The organism is Rhodanobacter sp. MP7CTX1, assembly GCF_014205795.1.
Taxonomy (GTDB): domain Bacteria; phylum Pseudomonadota; class Gammaproteobacteria; order Xanthomonadales; family Rhodanobacteraceae; genus Rhodanobacter.
This window is the reverse complement of record NZ_JACHCN010000005.1, coordinates 192,298-206,888: the sequence shown is the minus strand read 5'-3', so window position 1 is coordinate 206,888 and position 14,591 is coordinate 192,298. Positions and strand designations below refer to the sequence as shown.

The 14,591-nt window shown below is 59.3% G+C and carries 12 protein-coding genes; 4 read left to right on the top strand and 8 right to left on the bottom strand.

Going from position 1 to position 14,591, the window contains the following annotated elements; translation table 11 throughout:
- Window positions 1-56: 56 nt before the first annotated feature.
- On the bottom strand, window positions 57-950 hold the full coding sequence (locus HDE77_RS09090) for a LysR family transcriptional regulator (protein ID WP_184416900.1): 894 nt from the start codon (window positions 948-950) through the stop codon (window positions 57-59).
- 114 nt (window positions 951-1,064) lie between these two features.
- Here HDE77_RS09090 and HDE77_RS09085 point away from each other — a divergent pair, with 114 nt between their 5' ends.
- Genes HDE77_RS09085 through HDE77_RS09075 form a run of 3 tightly spaced genes read left to right on the top strand, consistent with a single transcriptional unit; the run spans window position 1,065 to window position 5,475 of the window.
- Window positions 1,065-2,207: an HlyD family secretion protein gene (locus HDE77_RS09085; RefSeq protein ID WP_221444190.1), complete on the top strand. Its 1,143-nt coding sequence runs from the start codon at window positions 1,065-1,067 to the stop codon at window positions 2,205-2,207.
- Between the two features lie 31 nt (window positions 2,208-2,238).
- Window positions 2,239-3,897: an MDR family MFS transporter gene (locus HDE77_RS09080; protein ID WP_221444189.1), complete on the top strand. Its 1,659-nt coding sequence runs from the start codon at window positions 2,239-2,241 to the stop codon at window positions 3,895-3,897.
- Between the two features lie 39 nt (window positions 3,898-3,936).
- A complete protein-coding gene (locus HDE77_RS09075) occupies window positions 3,937-5,475 on the top strand; it encodes an efflux transporter outer membrane subunit (protein ID WP_184416899.1) in 1,539 nt (512 codons plus the stop codon).
- Window positions 5,476-5,788: 313 nt separating this feature from the next.
- Here the strand turns inward: HDE77_RS09075 and HDE77_RS09070 are convergent, their stop codons facing one another.
- Together HDE77_RS09070 and HDE77_RS09065 are read right to left on the bottom strand one after the other, a co-directional pair.
- On the bottom strand, window positions 5,789-6,265 hold the full coding sequence (locus HDE77_RS09070) for a cytochrome P460 family protein (protein ID WP_221444188.1): 477 nt from the start codon (window positions 6,263-6,265) through the stop codon (window positions 5,789-5,791).
- A 560-nt stretch (window positions 6,266-6,825) separates the two neighbouring features.
- Window positions 6,826-7,797, bottom strand: a complete 972-nt coding sequence (locus tag HDE77_RS09065) for an enoyl-CoA hydratase/isomerase family protein (RefSeq protein WP_184416897.1) — start codon at window positions 7,795-7,797, stop codon at window positions 6,826-6,828.
- A 987-nt stretch (window positions 7,798-8,784) separates the two neighbouring features.
- On the opposite strand from HDE77_RS09065, the gene HDE77_RS09060 reads away from it, so the two are divergent.
- Window positions 8,785-9,315 carry a DUF3455 domain-containing protein gene (locus HDE77_RS09060; RefSeq protein WP_184416895.1) on the top strand — a complete coding sequence of 177 codons (531 nt, stop codon included), beginning with the start codon at window positions 8,785-8,787 and terminating at the stop codon, window positions 9,313-9,315.
- A 206-nt stretch (window positions 9,316-9,521) separates the two neighbouring features.
- Here the strand turns inward: HDE77_RS09060 and HDE77_RS09055 are convergent, their stop codons facing one another.
- From HDE77_RS09055 to rfbB, 5 genes are read right to left on the bottom strand one after another with little or no spacing between them, the layout of a single operon-like run.
- On the bottom strand, window positions 9,522-10,943 hold the full coding sequence (locus HDE77_RS09055; RefSeq protein WP_343206084.1) for a mannose-1-phosphate guanylyltransferase/mannose-6-phosphate isomerase: 1,422 nt from the start codon (window positions 10,941-10,943) through the stop codon (window positions 9,522-9,524).
- Window positions 10,939-11,874 carry a dTDP-4-dehydrorhamnose reductase gene (gene rfbD / locus HDE77_RS09050; protein ID WP_184416891.1) on the bottom strand — a complete coding sequence of 312 codons (936 nt, stop codon included), beginning with the start codon at window positions 11,872-11,874 and terminating at the stop codon, window positions 10,939-10,941. The genes HDE77_RS09055 and rfbD overlap by 5 nt, the downstream gene beginning before the upstream one ends.
- Entirely contained in the window at window positions 11,871-12,428 is a 558-nt protein-coding gene (gene rfbC, locus HDE77_RS09045) for a dTDP-4-dehydrorhamnose 3,5-epimerase (protein WP_184416890.1), read from the bottom strand. Before rfbC ends, rfbD begins: the two co-directional genes overlap by 4 nt.
- Window positions 12,425-13,315, bottom strand: a complete 891-nt coding sequence (rfbA, locus tag HDE77_RS09040) for a glucose-1-phosphate thymidylyltransferase RfbA (RefSeq protein ID WP_184416887.1) — start codon at window positions 13,313-13,315, stop codon at window positions 12,425-12,427. The genes rfbC and rfbA overlap by 4 nt, the downstream gene beginning before the upstream one ends.
- Window positions 13,316-13,326: 11 nt before the next feature.
- Window positions 13,327-14,397: a dTDP-glucose 4,6-dehydratase gene (rfbB, locus tag HDE77_RS09035; protein WP_343206083.1), complete on the bottom strand. Its 1,071-nt coding sequence runs from the start codon at window positions 14,395-14,397 to the stop codon at window positions 13,327-13,329.
- Window positions 14,398-14,591: the final 194 nt, after the last annotated feature.

Here is a 14,591-nt window from a genome sequence, read left to right as displayed (position 1 = left end):
ACCCCTGTTGCATGTTCGTGCGACGCGCTGCTTCCTGACGCCAGGCAAGATGGTTCCTAGCGCGGATTCAAATTCTCAGCGATGAAATCAAGGAAGACTCTCATGCGCGACGGCACATAGCGCCGGAATGCGTAGCTCGCATAAAGATCGCTCACGTCGCACGCGTACGCGGCCAAGCACTCGAGCAGGCGGCCTTGCCGTAGATCTTCTTCAATATCCCAGAGAACCTTCAGTCCCAGTCCATGACCTGCCAGCATCCACGCATAGATCACGTCACTGCTCGTCGTGGACATATTTCCCTGCACACGGATCTCGCGAGGCTCTCCGTTTTCCACAAACTGCCAGTCATCATGCTTACGCCTGCCGCGAATCAGGGTGAGGCAGTTGTGATCATGCAGATCTTCCGGGCGCTTTGGTTCGCCGTGACGCGCCAAATAGGCCGGCGATGCGCAGACCACGCGGCGCCCTGAAAGAATTTTTCGCACAACCACATTCGGAGCCCTGGGCATCCGCAAGCGAAGCATGATGTCGAGATCTTCTTCGAATACATCCATGTCAGCGTCCGTCAGGATGAGATCGATGTGCACCTTGGGGTGCGTGAGCGCAAATTGGGCGATCAATGGTGCGATCCGCTCCCGGCCAATTTGAAGAGGGGCACCGATGCGCAGTGTTCCGGCGGCCTCGCTGGAACTGGAACTGGCTTCCGCCTCGGCTTCATCCACGTCGGCGACAATCCGAAGTGCTCGATCGTGGAGCAGTCCCCCTTCTTCCGTTAATTGGAACTTCCTGGCATGTCGATCGATAAGGCGTACCCCCAGACGCCTCTCCAGGCTGGCGAGCCGACGGCTGACCGCCGGGAGTGAGCTCTCCAAGCGCTCCGCGGCCGCGGTCAGGGACCCCGCGGCGACAATCTGGGTTAGGAGACGCAGGTCGCTGATGTCGTCGGCCATCGCATGATTCCTAAAAGTGGAAGCATACATCTCCCGCAGGCGTCTGGTTGAACACCGAGGGCGATGGTGGAATGCGCCGGTCGCAACTGGGCGATGGGACCCTTCGAGAACGATATGTCCAGCTCCATGAATTCCGCCGGTGAAGCAACCTCTCCGGCCTTGATCCAAAGTCGCAGAATTCGCACCGCCCTGATTTACGCCGCCATAGCTGCCGCAGTTGCCGTGGTTGTAGCGGGAACAGCGCACTACTACACCGTCGGCCGCTTCATGGAGTCGACCGACGATGCGTATCTAAAAGCCGATTCGACCACCATCGCACCCAAGGTGTCCGGCTATGTCTCGCAACTGTTGGTTGACGACAACCAGAATGTTCAAGCGGGTCAACCGCTCGTACGGATCGATGCGCGCGACTACGAAGCCGTGCTTGAGCAGGCCAAAGCCAGCGCAAAGGCAGAGGCTGCAAATGTCAGTCACCTGGATGCACAACTTGCGGAGCAGGAAGCGGTTATCTCCCAGGCACAGGCAGCGGTTGCCGCATCCGAAGCATCGTTGGGCCTCGCGCGCCTGGATCAGGTCCGCTACACCAAGATGGCGCATGTCGGTTATGGGTCCGAGCAACAATCGCAGCAGGCGTCCTCGCATCTACGCGAAAGCGATGCCGAGGTCAGTCGCCAGCGCGCGGCTTTGCTCGCTGCTCAACGCCAGGTGAATGTTCTGGGCACTCAGCGCACTCTGGCGCAGGCGCAGCTGGAGCATGCTCAGGCCGTCGCGCATCGCGCTCAGCTCGATGTTGATGATACGACGGTCATCGCTCCGATCGACGGAACCGTTGGCGCACGCACGCTGCGTGTTGGCCAATACGTGCAGGCTGGCACGCAGATGATGGCGGTTGTGCCGCTGAAGCAGATCTACCTCGTCGCCAATTTCAAGGAAACCCAATTGGAGCGCGTGCACGCTGGCGAGCCCGTGCATCTGCACGTGGATACCTTCCCTGACGTCGACCTCCATGGCCACGTGGACAGTCTGGCTCCCGCGAGCGGTCTGGAGTTCAGTTTGCTTCCGCCCGACAACGCCACGGGCAATTTCACCAAGATCGTGCAGCGCATCCCAGTGAAGATTGTGCTCGATGCAGGCCAAGCGAAATTGGGCAACCTGCGGCCTGGCATGTCGGTCGAAGCGACGATCGACACACGTGGCGGCACGCCGCAGCAAGAGCCGTCGTCTTCCGCGCAGTCGCAAGTGGTTGCGGTTCGCTAGTCGTCCACGGCCCAATCCGGAAAGATCGATCATGAGTGCTTCAGCGTCAAGCGCATTGCCGAGTCCGCCGATCCCGAGCGAGGGAATCACGCAAACCGTTCCACCGGTCAACACAGAATCGATGTACTCCAGCCCCGTTGAGAAGGTCCCATTTCGGACATGGATCGCGGTGATCGGTTCGACACTGGGCGCCTTCCTCGCGATTCTGAATATCCAGGTAGTCGGCGCCTCACTCGCAGACATTCAGGGAGCCATCGGGACCGGCACCGATGAGGGTGGTTGGATCACCACGGCGTACCTGGTGGCCGAAATCATCATCATTCCACTCAGTGGATGGCTGGCGAAGGTGTTTTCTTTGCGGACCTATCTGCTCACCAACATCGTGCTCTTCGTCATTCTGTCCGCGGCCTGCGCCTTTGCGCAGAACCTCGATCAGATGATTGTCTTGCGCGCGCTACAAGGCATCGCCGGAGGCGTGCTAATACCGCTGGCATTCTCGATCATCATGACGCGTCTTCCTCGGTCACTGCATACGGTCGGGATGGCGATCTACTCGGTTTCGGTCGTCTTTGCGCCATCCATTGGTCCGGTATTGGGCGGCTATTTCAACGATAACTTCGGTTGGCAGTCGATCTTCTTCATCAGCGTACCGCCCGGCATTTTGATGTTTGGCATGTTGTGGTACGCGCTCGACCGCTCGCCTCGCCAGTTCGAATTGCTACGCAAGGGTGATTGGACGGGAATTGCCCTGATGGCAGTTGGACTGGGCTCACTGGAAACGGTGTTGGAGGAAGGCAACAAGGACGATTGGTTCGGCTCCAGCTTCATTCTTCGCCTGGCTATCGTGGCGGTCGTTTGTCTCGTCGGCTTCGTGATCAACGAACTGAGGACTTCGCATCCGCTGCTCCACCTTCGCCTGCTTGCGCGCCGCAATTTTGGACTTGGAACCGTCGCTAACTTCATCTTCGGCTTTTCGATGTATGGATGGATCTATTTGGTACCCCAGTATCTGTCCAGCTTGCAGGGTTACGACGCCCAGCAAATCGGTGGCGTATTGATCTGGATCGGCCTGCCTCAGTTAGTGATTATTCCGTTCACACCGAAACTGATGCGCTATTTCGATGGGCGCACGCTGGCAACCGCAGGCTTCGTCATGTTCATCGTGGGAAGCATGCTCGCTGGCTGGACCTCAGCGAATTTTTCCGGGCCGCAATTTCTAGGCTCAAGCCTGATGCGCGCAGTTGCCCAGGCCCTGGTCATGGCGCCTTTGTCGGCTGTCGCCATTGCCGGCATCGAGCATGAATTCGCGCCATCGGCATCCGCCCTTTTCAACATGATGCGAAACCTTGGCGGTGCCGTGGGTATTGCGGTTCTTCAGACGTTCCTGACGAAGCGCGAGCAGTTTCACTCGAACATGCTTACCGAGAACGCCACACTGATCAACGAGTACACGCAAAGACGCATTGATTCGCTGACCCACTACTTTCTTTCTCATGGTGTGAGTGATCTCGCGTACGCGCGGCATGAAGCGATTGTGGGCATAGGAAGGGCCATTCGCCGGCAATCGTTTTTCATGGGGTTTAGCGACACCTTCATCATGCAGAGCGTGTTGCTCGTGGCGGCGCTTTTGTTTGTCATTCTCTTAAAAAAGGCGGGAAAACCTTCAGGCGGCGTCGTCGATTCTCATTGACAGATGCTCGGCTCGTTCTCCCTTGCTTTGGACACTCACATGAACAAGATCACTGACAATTTCTGCGCGACTTACTCGTCGGGCGTTGCCCCCTCTGTGCTGCCTCGCCTTTTGGCGATGACGGTTCGCTCGGCTCTGGGTCTATCCATCGCGTTGTCGGCGGGCTGCGCGGTGGTGCCGCTTTATCAGGCGCCGCAGGCTCCCAAGTTGGAACGCTATGTTCAGCCCGAGAAAGCAGGCATCGAATCAAACACGCCGCAAACGATCTCTCTCGGGGCATCCTTGCCCACCCAATGGTGGACTGCGTTTCAGCTGCCGCAGTTAAATGGCCTTGTAAGAAAAGGTTTGCTCGGCAATCAGTCCCTGGCGTCCGCCCGAGACCGCCTGATGGCCGCCCACTCGCGTATCGCCGTTGCCCAGGCCGGCCTTAAGCCACAGGTGGATTTCTCGGCGGGCGCGCAACGGGCCCGCCTCGGCGCCACCGCATTTGGCCCGGACGCAAAAGATTTCCCAATATTTTCGGCCTACTCGGCAGGGCCAAGCGTTAGCTACGATCTGGACATCTTTGGGGGAACGCGTCATCGCATCGATGATGCCAAGGCGAAAGCGCAGTATCAGGCTGCCGAGACTTCGGCGGTTTCGTTAACTGTGAGCGGCAACATCGTGATCCAGACGATCACGGCTGCGTCCATCAAGTCGCAAATGGATGTCGTCGGAAAAATCATCAGCTCAGACGAGCGAAATCTTGATCTCGTCAAAGCGGCACGTCAGGCTGGTGGTGTATCCGACGTGGATGTGCTCAGCGCCCAGAGTCAGCTTGACCACGATCGAACCTTGCTGCCTGCGCTGCATGAGCAGTTTGATGAATCCAGGGACGAGATCGCGGCTCTCGTCGGTGAGAGTGCCGGTAACTGGCAACCGCCGGACATCAAGCTCGAGGACTTTGCGTTGCCCGCCGCGTTGCCAATTGCGGTTCCCTCCCAGCTGGTTCACAAGCGCCCAGACATTGTCGCAGCTGAGGCAAACCTACACTCGGCCAGCGCCGCTGTCGGCATCGCTACCGCAAACCTCTATCCGCATGTCACGCTCAATGCGCAACTTGGCGAGCAGGGTTTGCTAAGTCATGGCCCTTCGGAATTGGCCTGGACGCTGCTGGGCGGTATAAGCGCCCCGCTATTTCATGGCGGAGCGCTCCGTGCAGAACAAGGCGCGACCCAGCATGAATACCAGGCCAGTTTTGCCGATTACCAGCAAACGGTGATTGTGGCTTTCCGGCAAGTCGCAGACGCCATGCACGCTTTATCGAATGATGCCGATGCACTATCGACGCAAAAGCGGGCTTTGGTGTCTGCCTCGTCCTCACTGAACCTGACGCTCCAAGGTTACCGTGCCGGCAATGCGGGTTATATCCAGGTTCTGGATGCTCAGCGTCTGGAGCAGCAGGCAGAACTGGGTGTCGTGCAGGCGCAGGCGCAGCGGCTCGTCGATTCCGCCAAGTTGATGCTAGCTGCGGGTGGTGGATTTGATGAGGCAGACTTACATGTTGCTGCGCGCTCCAGCGCCGATCGTCGCTCCTAGGAGGTAAGGCGTCTGACGCAGCGCGCTGCACAACCGGAGTACGAGCTGACCGAGTAAATATCCGTCAGTGATCGCGAAGCGAGAGAGGGCACGATCATTGCCGTCAAGAAAGCGGGATGATCAAACGATCCCTGGTGAAGGTTGGTGACCGCTGGAAGATCGCCAGCGAGCTTTACACGTTTTAGCTCAAACCAGCAGGCGGACAAGGGCGCACCGCTTATATGGATCAATTCGGTCTAAATCAGCACAGCGGGGGGGGGGCATCTGTTTCCTTCTGCGCTGTCGTACGACTGCGCGATATTTCGCCCGGGGGTTAGTGCTTCAGCGGAGGATAGCCTTCTATATAGATCCACTCTGTCGCTACTGCCGGTGCATGGCAGCCCTTGCAGTTCTCCTTGTAGTCGAACGTCGGACGCACGATCCCATCCTTCATGGGGAGATTGCGTGAGGCCGCCGACGGGTTGGCGGCGTCAAACCACGACCAACCCCAGCCATCACCCCACACATCACTCGCGGGATGGTGGCCGTTGCGGTCCCTCACCATGATGAACCAGCCCCTTAGACTGTCGACATGACTGACTGTGCCGGTCGTCATCGCCCCGGTAGCTGCGCGATAGACCTCTTTCACGAGTATCGCGCCATCCGGGAAATGCCCGTCCTTGCGATAGGCCTCGATGGTGCCGGGTGATGCGTAGAGGACGTGCATCTCTTCCGATCCCGCGCCGTGGTCTTTGGCAACTGCCCAGGTCCCCAAGAACTGGTATGTCGTTCGATAGTTTATCGGGCACATGCAGCTTTCCGAAGCGGTCGACCGCGGTATCGACCTTCATCCGACCAGTGGCAGGAACTGAGTCTGAGCCCGTTGGTCCGGAGGCGGCGAACGCAAGAGCGGTCATTGCAAGAGCGACCACCGATCCGGCCATGCCGACAATCGTAGTATTGAACAGCTTCATGATTAGCTTCTCCGTCCGACCTATTGGCCACCGTACTCCCGCCGGGTCCCAGATCGCCAGCCCTGGAAAGCTTTGGCGCGGGACCGCTCTACATCCAGCATTCGGAGCAACTGACAACTATGGTGCACTCGCGCTGCAAGCCAGAGCGGCGGTTGAGAAGAAGCTCGAAGATGCTTTTCGTAAGGCAGCTTTCAGGAAGAAGGAATACCGTGTTTTCGTGGGTGCTATCGGACAGTGTGCCTAGGCGTGGCAGAATTTCGCGCGGCCACCTCGGCCACGCGAGGCCTCTGATTCAAGTTCCAAACGCGACAGCAGCAACAACATGGTTTCACCTCGATTGGGGTCATGAATTCCCTGAAATGATCTGGGGCGCTGTTATGCCCGAAAGTGGCTGGGTCTAGGGTTGCCCCTCGCCAACCAAACCCGTGTAGTGGGGGAGATGTTTCTCTACATCGGGATCCACCTGAAGGCCCAGTTTCATGAGCTTTGTGATCCGCTGTTGTGCTGCCGGACGTTGCACCGACCGAAGAAACGTAGCCCACTCTGTGCCTAGGTCCGCATCCGGAGGCAGGCTGGCAATGTCAACCTGGTGTTTGATGTCGATGATTGCCTGCTTGTCGAATGTGGCAATCCGCCGGGCAAGCGTATCCACGAATTTGTCCAGTTCCGCATCGGGAAATGAACGATTGACGTATCCGTATCGCTCGGCGAGATCGCCGTCGATATCATCACCGCTCAGCAGGACTTCAAGTGCGCGGCCGCGTCCGATCAAGCGAGGAAGACGCGCCATCGGGCCACCGCCGGGGGTGAAGCCGGCACCGATCTCGAATTGCGACAGAACAGCCTTCTCGCGGCTGGCGAAACGCATGTCGCTCGCCAGGGACAATTCGCTGCCAACGCCGGTGGCGCGGCCGCGAATCTCGACAATGGATACCGCCGGAGCGCGGCTCAGGCGGACCAGTATGTCGGGCAAGGCGGGCAGGCCGGTTCGGCCGGGCGGCAGACTTGTCGTCTCTGAAAACGGCGGAATGAAGTTGTAGTGCGTCAGGAAAAAACCTGGAACCGCACTGTCGAACACGACTACTTTGACTTTGGGATCCGTCTCAAGCTGCGTGACGACGTCGTTCAATTGTGGAATGGTTTCGGGCCCGAAGATATTGAACGGCGGATTGTCCAGGGTCACGCGCCAATATTCGGGTGTGATCCGCTTGATACGGATCTCTTGTTTCACGGGGTGGCCGCTCTTTGCGGTGGCCTGAGTCACATCCGATTTTTGCGCAGATTCTGCGGCGTTCTGGCCGGCGACGACTTGACCGGTGATGGCGATGCCCGCGGCTATCAGTGCAATGGTTAAGAAATGCAGTTTCATCGTAGATACCTCCAAGTGCTCGCGTAAACATCCGCTTGGATTCGATGCAATGCCTTTCCGTGTCTTTGGATTCCTGTCTTCTATTTTGGCAAGAGATATTCCACTGCGTTCGGAAAAATAGCCAAAACCAGGCGATCATCGCTGACGGCCGCGGACCTCTTGCGTACATGGCACAGGTCTGGATCGATATCCTCTGCCCGCTTATACGCTCCGTTGGGTCCGCTTTGCAATTGGCTCAATTCCTGTGTTTCACCTTTGAAACAGGTGGCGCTTTACGGGCACCCGGGCAGAGGCCAAGGAAGGCTTTTTTCCCCGCATCCGTGCCCATGTGATGCCGCCCTTAAGCGGCAGTATCCTCGACCACACTTCTATCGCGAGCATGAACTGGAGCTCAGGTCATCAATGCAGCGCGTGGCGGCTCAAATGTCGGCCTAGGCAGATAAATGGCTGAATAAAATCAGGGGCCCTTTACCTGACAGGCGTTTCTAGTGAAACTCTGATTTTTCCTCGTGCTCGAAGGAAAGCCGTCACCGACAGAGCGTGGAAGATACCGAGCAGCTGACCATGGCGACACAAGCGGACGGTGATTTCGAAGCCCATCGCAAGCCAACACGGCGGGATGTGTTCCTGGCCGAGATGGACAAGGTGGTGCCCTACGACGGCACCCTCGATGAAGCTCAGTAGGGTTACAACATCGGTGTAGAGTGCAGAGCTCCGGCTGTTGTTGCTGGCAAGCCGCTACCAAATCAAGCGCTCGGGTTCCATGCAAGCTGTTGGAATTTATATTGTTTCGCCGACCGTCCTTTTCGCACTCACGATGTGCTTGTTGGAATCTATTTCGCGCGCTTTTGGTGACGTTTTCCAACAGGGGCCGCGCAGCTGCGCGGCCCCTGTTGGCAGCTCTTTTAGGTCGTGCCGGTAGCGTGTGTTGTCACTCGTTTTCAGTGGAAGCGTATAGCCGTTCGTTCACCCAGCGAGGATAGATCGATGATCGGACGGAAAGTCACCACCTTGCTAGCGACCGTTGTCCTACTCGTCGCGGGCGCGAAGGTTGCGCGAGCAGCGGAGGCCGTACCGGCCGCGCTTCAGCCGCCCGCCGGATACAACGTCGCTTTCACAGCAAAGGCCGCGGGCGTCCAGATCTATACGAGCGCAGCTGATAGCGGAACAGCGCTGAAATGGGTGTTCGAGGCACCCTTGGCTGAGTTGAGCGGGCGCAAGGGCGTTATCCATCACTATGCAGGCCCCTCCTGGGAGGCTGCCGATGGAAGCAGGGTCACCCGTGATACGGATACGCCGGTGACAACGGTGCCTGCGAAACGAGCCTCTACCGACATTCCCTGGCTACTCGTAAAGGTTACGGCCGATCCTGCGGCTGGTGTATTGAACAAGGTCGTCTACGTGCAGCGGATATCCACGCAAGGTGGCGTTGCACCTGCCAAGTCGCCAACCCGGGTTGGCACGAAAGTGGGTGTGCCGTATTCAGCGACCTACGTGTTCTACACGAAATCAAACTGACCACTCGCAAAGCGTTCGGCTTACGATCCGGCTTGTTCGAGGGGTACGGGTTGGGACTTCGCCGCCGGTATGGGGTCGATGAATACCTCCAATCGGATCGGCGCGCGGTTAGTCATCCGTCACTGCAATAGCATGACGCCTCCCGGCATGCCGGGAGGCGTTCTTGTTTGATGCGATTTTTGCCAGCTATCCAACTGAGAAGCGATTCAAGCGCGGCCGTACACGTCATCGTAGCGAACGATGTCGTCCTCACCGAGATAACTACCCGATTGCACCTCGATCAATTCCAACGGCACCTTGCCGGGGTTGCGCAGTCGGTGCTGGCTGCCGAGCGGAATGAAGGTGCTCTGGTTTTCGCCAAGCAGAAACACTTTTTCGTCGCAGGTGACCTCCGCAGTGCCGGAGACCACGATCCAGTGTTCGGCGCGGTGATGATGTTTCTGCAGGCTGAGCGATGCGCCCGGTTTGACCACGATGCGCTTGACCTGGAACCGGTCGCCGGCTTCCAGCGAATCGTAGCTGCCCCACGGCCGGTGCACGACACGGTGCAGCGAGTGCTCGCTGCGGCCGGAGGCCTTGAGCTGCTCGACGATCTTCTTCACGTCCTGTGCGGCATCGCGATGGGCGACCAGGGTGGCATCCGGCGTGGTAACCACGATCAGGTCGTCGATGCCGACGGTCGCCAGCAGGTGGCGATCATGCGAACGCAGCAGTGAGTTGCGGCTGTCGATGCTGAGCGTGTCGCCCTCACGCAGGTTGCCTTCGGCATCCTTGTCGCCGGTCAGCCACAGCGCCGACCACGAACCGATGTCGCTCCAGGTGCAGTCGACCGGAATCACCGCGGCATGCTGGGTTTTCTCCATGACCGCGTAGTCAATCGAGTTGTCGGGTACCCGGGCGAAAGTGTCGTGATCGATCCGTACGAAATCCAGATCGGCCGATGCATTCGCGTGGGCCTCGCGCACGGCAGCCAGCATCGCCGGCGCGTGTACGGCCAGCTCTTCCAGATAGCGCGACGCCTTGAACAGGAACATGCCGGAATTCCAGTCGTAGCCGCCATCGGCGAGATAGGATTCGGCGGTGAGCAGGTCAGGCTTTTCGACGAACTGCTCCACTCGGTAACCTTCATTGCCAATCGCTTCCGCACGACGGATATAGCCGAAACCGGTTTCCGGCCGATCCGGGCGAATGCCAAACGTCACCAGCCAACCCTGCTCGGCCAAAGGTATTGCCTGCGTCACCGCCGCGACAAAGGCTGCCGTATCGCCGATCAAATGATCGGCCGGCAACACAAGTAACAGTGCATCAGAATCGCGTTGCTGCGCCTGCAAAGCGCCCAGCGCGATTGCTGGAGCGGTATTTCGCGCTAGCGGTTCCAGAACGATAGTGGCGTCCCGAATACCGACTTCCAGCAACTGCTCAGCGGCGAGAAAGCGGTGATCCTCGCTGGCCACCACGATTGGCGAAGCCACGCCCGGCAGCTGCCGAGTGCGGGTAATCGTTTGTTGAAACAGCGTACCTTCACCCGCCAGATTCAGAAACTGCTTGGGCAGGTTCTTGCGCGATACCGGCCATAAGCGAGTTCCGCTACCGCCGCTGAGTATGAGTGGGATCAACACGGGGTCAATGTCCGGGTGCGGCGAGCTGGTGCATGACTTCGTCCAGGCCCTGCTGCCAATCGGGCAGCGGGAATCCAAAGTGCTGCTGAAAATCGTGGTTGTCCAGCAGCGACCACGCCGGGCGTACGGCCGGTGTGGGGAAGTCGGCGCTGACAATCGGGATCACTCGAGGTATCCGCGTGATCAAACCACGTGCCGCTGCCTGCTCGAAAATGGCACTGGCAAAACCGTGCCAGGTAGTGGCGCCGCTGGCGACCAGATGATGCGTGCCGCTCAGCCGTCGACGCTGCGGGCTGTCAGCCTGCTGCCAGCGATCCAGTGCTGCGAGACTGGCGCGGACGATCAACGCAGTGTCTGTCGGTGCGCCGTGCTGGTCGGCGACTACGCGCAGCTCGTCGCGTTCGCTGCCCAGGCGCAGCATGGTGCGCAGGAAGTTCTGACCGTGCGCGGCATAGACCCACGCCGTGCGCAGGATCAGGTGATCGGCACCGCTATCTCGCAAGGCCTGTTCGCCGGCCAACTTGCTGCGGCCGTAGGCGCCCAGCGGCGCGGTCGGTGCATCAACGGCGTATGGTTGCGACTGGCCGCCATCAAAAACATAGTCAGTCGAATAATGGACCACCAGCGCCGCATGCGCTTTTGCCCAGGCGCCAAGAACGGCGACGGCCTCGCCATTGACGCGGGTAGCCAGATCAGGCTCTTGTTCGGCGCGATCGACGGCCGTATAGGCGGCAGCGTTGATGATCACATCCGGCTGTACGCGATCGAGAAGGGCGGCCAGGCTGGCCGGCGCTGCAAGGTCGGCGATTTCACCGCGGCGGCCATCCGTCAGCACACCGTCCCGGCTGGCGGCGACGAGGTCACCACGTGCGGCCAAGTCACCCTGATCGAGAAATGTGCGGCCAAGCTGACCGTTGGCGCCAAGCAGCAGGATCTTCATGGCACGAAAATCGGCAGTCGCTCGGGCGCTACGTCTTTCAGCAACGGTGTCTTGCCGTCCTTGTCGGAAAGCAGCGGGGCGCTCAGTGGCCAGTCAATCCCGAGATCGGCGTCGTTCCAGCGGATCCCGGCGTCGGCCTCCCGATCGTATAGCGCCGTGCACTGATAAGTGAACGTGGCGAATTCGGAAAGCACACAGAAACCATGCGCAAAGCCTTCCGGAACCCAGAAATGGCGGTGATTTTCCGCGGTGAGCATCACGCCGTAGGATTGCCCGAACGTGGGTGAGCCGCGGCGGATATCCACGGCGACGTCATAGACCTCGCCCTCGAGCACGCTGACCAGCTTTCCCTGTGGGTTCGGCCATTGATAGTGCAAGCCACGCAATACACCCTTGGCCGAGCGCGAGACGTTGGACTGGATGAAGTCGGCGGTGATGCCTGCTTCGCGATAGCTTGCCTTGTTGTAACTCTCATAGAAGAAGCCACGGGCGTCGCCGAACACTTGCGGTTCGAGGATCAGGGCGCCCGGTAGCGAGGTTTCGATCACTTTCATCGCGCGTGTTCCTGTCGGGTCAGTTGCTGCAGATATTGGCCGTAGCCGGTCTTGGCCAATGGAGCAGCGAGTTGCAGTACCTGCTCGGCGTCGATCCAGCCATTGAGGTAGGCGATTTCTTCCGGACAGCAAACCTTGAGGCCCTGCCGATTTTCAATAGTCTGAATGTAATTGCCCGCTTCCATCAGCGAATCGTGGGTGCCGGTATCGAGCCAGGCGAAGCCGCGTCCGAGCTGTTCCAGATGCAGCGAATCATCGTCGAGGTAGCAGCGGTTGAGGTCGGTGATTTCCAGTTCACCACGCGAAGACGGTTTTAATGCCGCCGCGTAATCGCACACCCGGCCGTCATAGAAATATAGGCCAGTGACCGCGTAGTGGGACTTCGGTTGCGCTGGCTTTTCCTCGAGCCCGATCACCCGGCCGGCAGCGTCGAATTCAGCCACGCCGTAGCGCTCGGGATCCTTCACCCAGTAGCCGAACACGGTGGCGCCGTGTTCGCGCGAGGCGGCGCGCTTGAGTCGTTCGGTCAGGCCTACACCATAGAAAATGTTGTCGCCCAGCACCAGGCAGCTACGTTTGCCGTCGACAAAATTTCGACCGATGGTGAACGCCTGCGCCAGACCATCCGGCGACGGCTGCACCGCGTACTGGATGTCGATGCCCCACTGCGAGCCGTCGCCCAGCAGACGCTGGAACATTTCCTGCTCATGCGGCGTATTGATCATCAGCACTTGGCGGATGCCGGCCAGCATCAGCGTGGCCAATGGGTAGTAGATCATAGGCTTGTCGTACACCGGCAGCAGCTGCTTGCTCACTGAGCGGGTGATCGGATACAGCCGGGTGCCGGAACCGCCGGCGAGGATGATGCCTTTCTGCGTCGTGCTCATGACCCCATCCTTCATGACCCCAGGCGCTCCATACGATAGCTGCCGTCGAGCACGCGCTGGCTCCACGGTTGATTGGCGAGGTACCAGTCCACGGTTTGCCCGATGCCGGTTTCGAATGTCTGCGACGGGCGCCAGCGCAGCTCGTTCTGAAGCTTGCTGGAGTCGATCGCATAGCGGCGATCGTGACCGGGGCGATCCTTCACATAGGTGATAAGCGACTCGCGCTTGCGGCCATCGGCCAGCGGATGGCGCTTATCGAGCAGGGCGCAGATGACCTTCACCACCGTGATGTTCTCGCGCTCTGCATTGCCACCCACGTTGTACGTCTCACCCAGGCGGCCCGCTTCGAGCACGCGCCGGATCGCAGAGCAGTGATCGCCCACGAACAACCAGTCGCGGATGTTCAGGCCATCGCCATAGACCGGCAGCGGCTCGCCGGCCAGCGCCTTCTGGATGATCAGCGGGATGAGTTTTTCCGGAAACTGATACGGGCCGTAGTTGTTCGAGCAGTTGGTGGTCAGTACTGGCAGGCCGTAGGTGTGATGGAATGCGCGCACCAGATGGTCTGATGCCGCTTTGGACGCCGAGTACGGCGAGTTCGGCGCGTACGGGGTTTCCTCCGTGAACTTGCCCTCGGCACCCAGCGAGCCGTAAACCTCGTCGGTGGATACGTGCAGGAAGCGGAAGGCCTCACGACTCGTACCTTCCAGTCCGCGCCAATAGTCGCGCGTGCATTCCAGGAGTCCAAGCGTCCCGACCACGTTGGTCTGCACGAATTCGGCGGGGCCATCGATCGAGCGGTCCACATGCGATTCGGCGGCGAAGTTCACTATCGCATCAGGCTGATAGTCAGCCAGCAGTCGCGCGACCAACGCACGGTCGCCGATATCACCATGCACAAACACGTGCTCATCGCGGTCTTTCAGCGAGGCCAACGTGTCCAGGTTGCCCGCATAGGTGAGCTTGTCGAGGTTGATCACGCGCAGCCCATCGGCGATGGCCTGCAGCACGAAATTGGCACCAATGAAACCTGCACCGCCAGTGACAAGAAGGGTCCTCGACCCTGTGGTTGGATTGTTGATCAAGTCCGTCGTCTTCCTGCTTCGGGGGATGGGGGCCAAAGATTGCCGCTGGGAGCTGTTTGGTGCCAAAGAGCCCATATAATGCCCGCACTTTGCGCGCTGACCAAGCCAAGGCCCGGGTTTATGGCGCGAAAGTGGTTCCCAAAACCACCGAAATGGCAGGCTTTCATGAACGAACACTGCAGCCCGTGTCG

What these genes read in the sequence shown, in the direction of transcription:
- HDE77_RS09090 (WP_184416900.1), bottom strand. Translation starts at nt 950, where the DNA reads ATGGCCGACGACATCAGCGACCTGCGTCTCCTAACCCAGATTGTCGCC.
- HDE77_RS09085 (WP_221444190.1), top strand. Translation starts at nt 1,065, where the DNA reads ATGTCCAGCTCCATGAATTCCGCCGGTGAAGCAACCTCTCCGGCCTTG.
- HDE77_RS09080 (WP_221444189.1), top strand. Translation starts at nt 2,239, where the DNA reads ATGAGTGCTTCAGCGTCAAGCGCATTGCCGAGTCCGCCGATCCCGAGC.
- HDE77_RS09075 (WP_184416899.1), top strand. Translation starts at nt 3,937, where the DNA reads ATGAACAAGATCACTGACAATTTCTGCGCGACTTACTCGTCGGGCGTT.
- HDE77_RS09070 (WP_221444188.1), bottom strand. Translation starts at nt 6,265, where the DNA reads ATGTGCCCGATAAACTATCGAACGACATACCAGTTCTTGGGGACCTGG.
- HDE77_RS09065 (WP_184416897.1), bottom strand. Translation starts at nt 7,797, where the DNA reads ATGAAACTGCATTTCTTAACCATTGCACTGATAGCCGCGGGCATCGCC.
- HDE77_RS09060 (WP_184416895.1), top strand. Translation starts at nt 8,785, where the DNA reads ATGATCGGACGGAAAGTCACCACCTTGCTAGCGACCGTTGTCCTACTC.
- rfbD (WP_184416891.1), bottom strand. Translation starts at nt 11,874, where the DNA reads ATGAAGATCCTGCTGCTTGGCGCCAACGGTCAGCTTGGCCGCACATTT.
- rfbC (WP_184416890.1), bottom strand. Translation starts at nt 12,428, where the DNA reads ATGAAAGTGATCGAAACCTCGCTACCGGGCGCCCTGATCCTCGAACCG.
- rfbA (WP_184416887.1), bottom strand. Translation starts at nt 13,315, where the DNA reads ATGAGCACGACGCAGAAAGGCATCATCCTCGCCGGCGGTTCCGGCACC.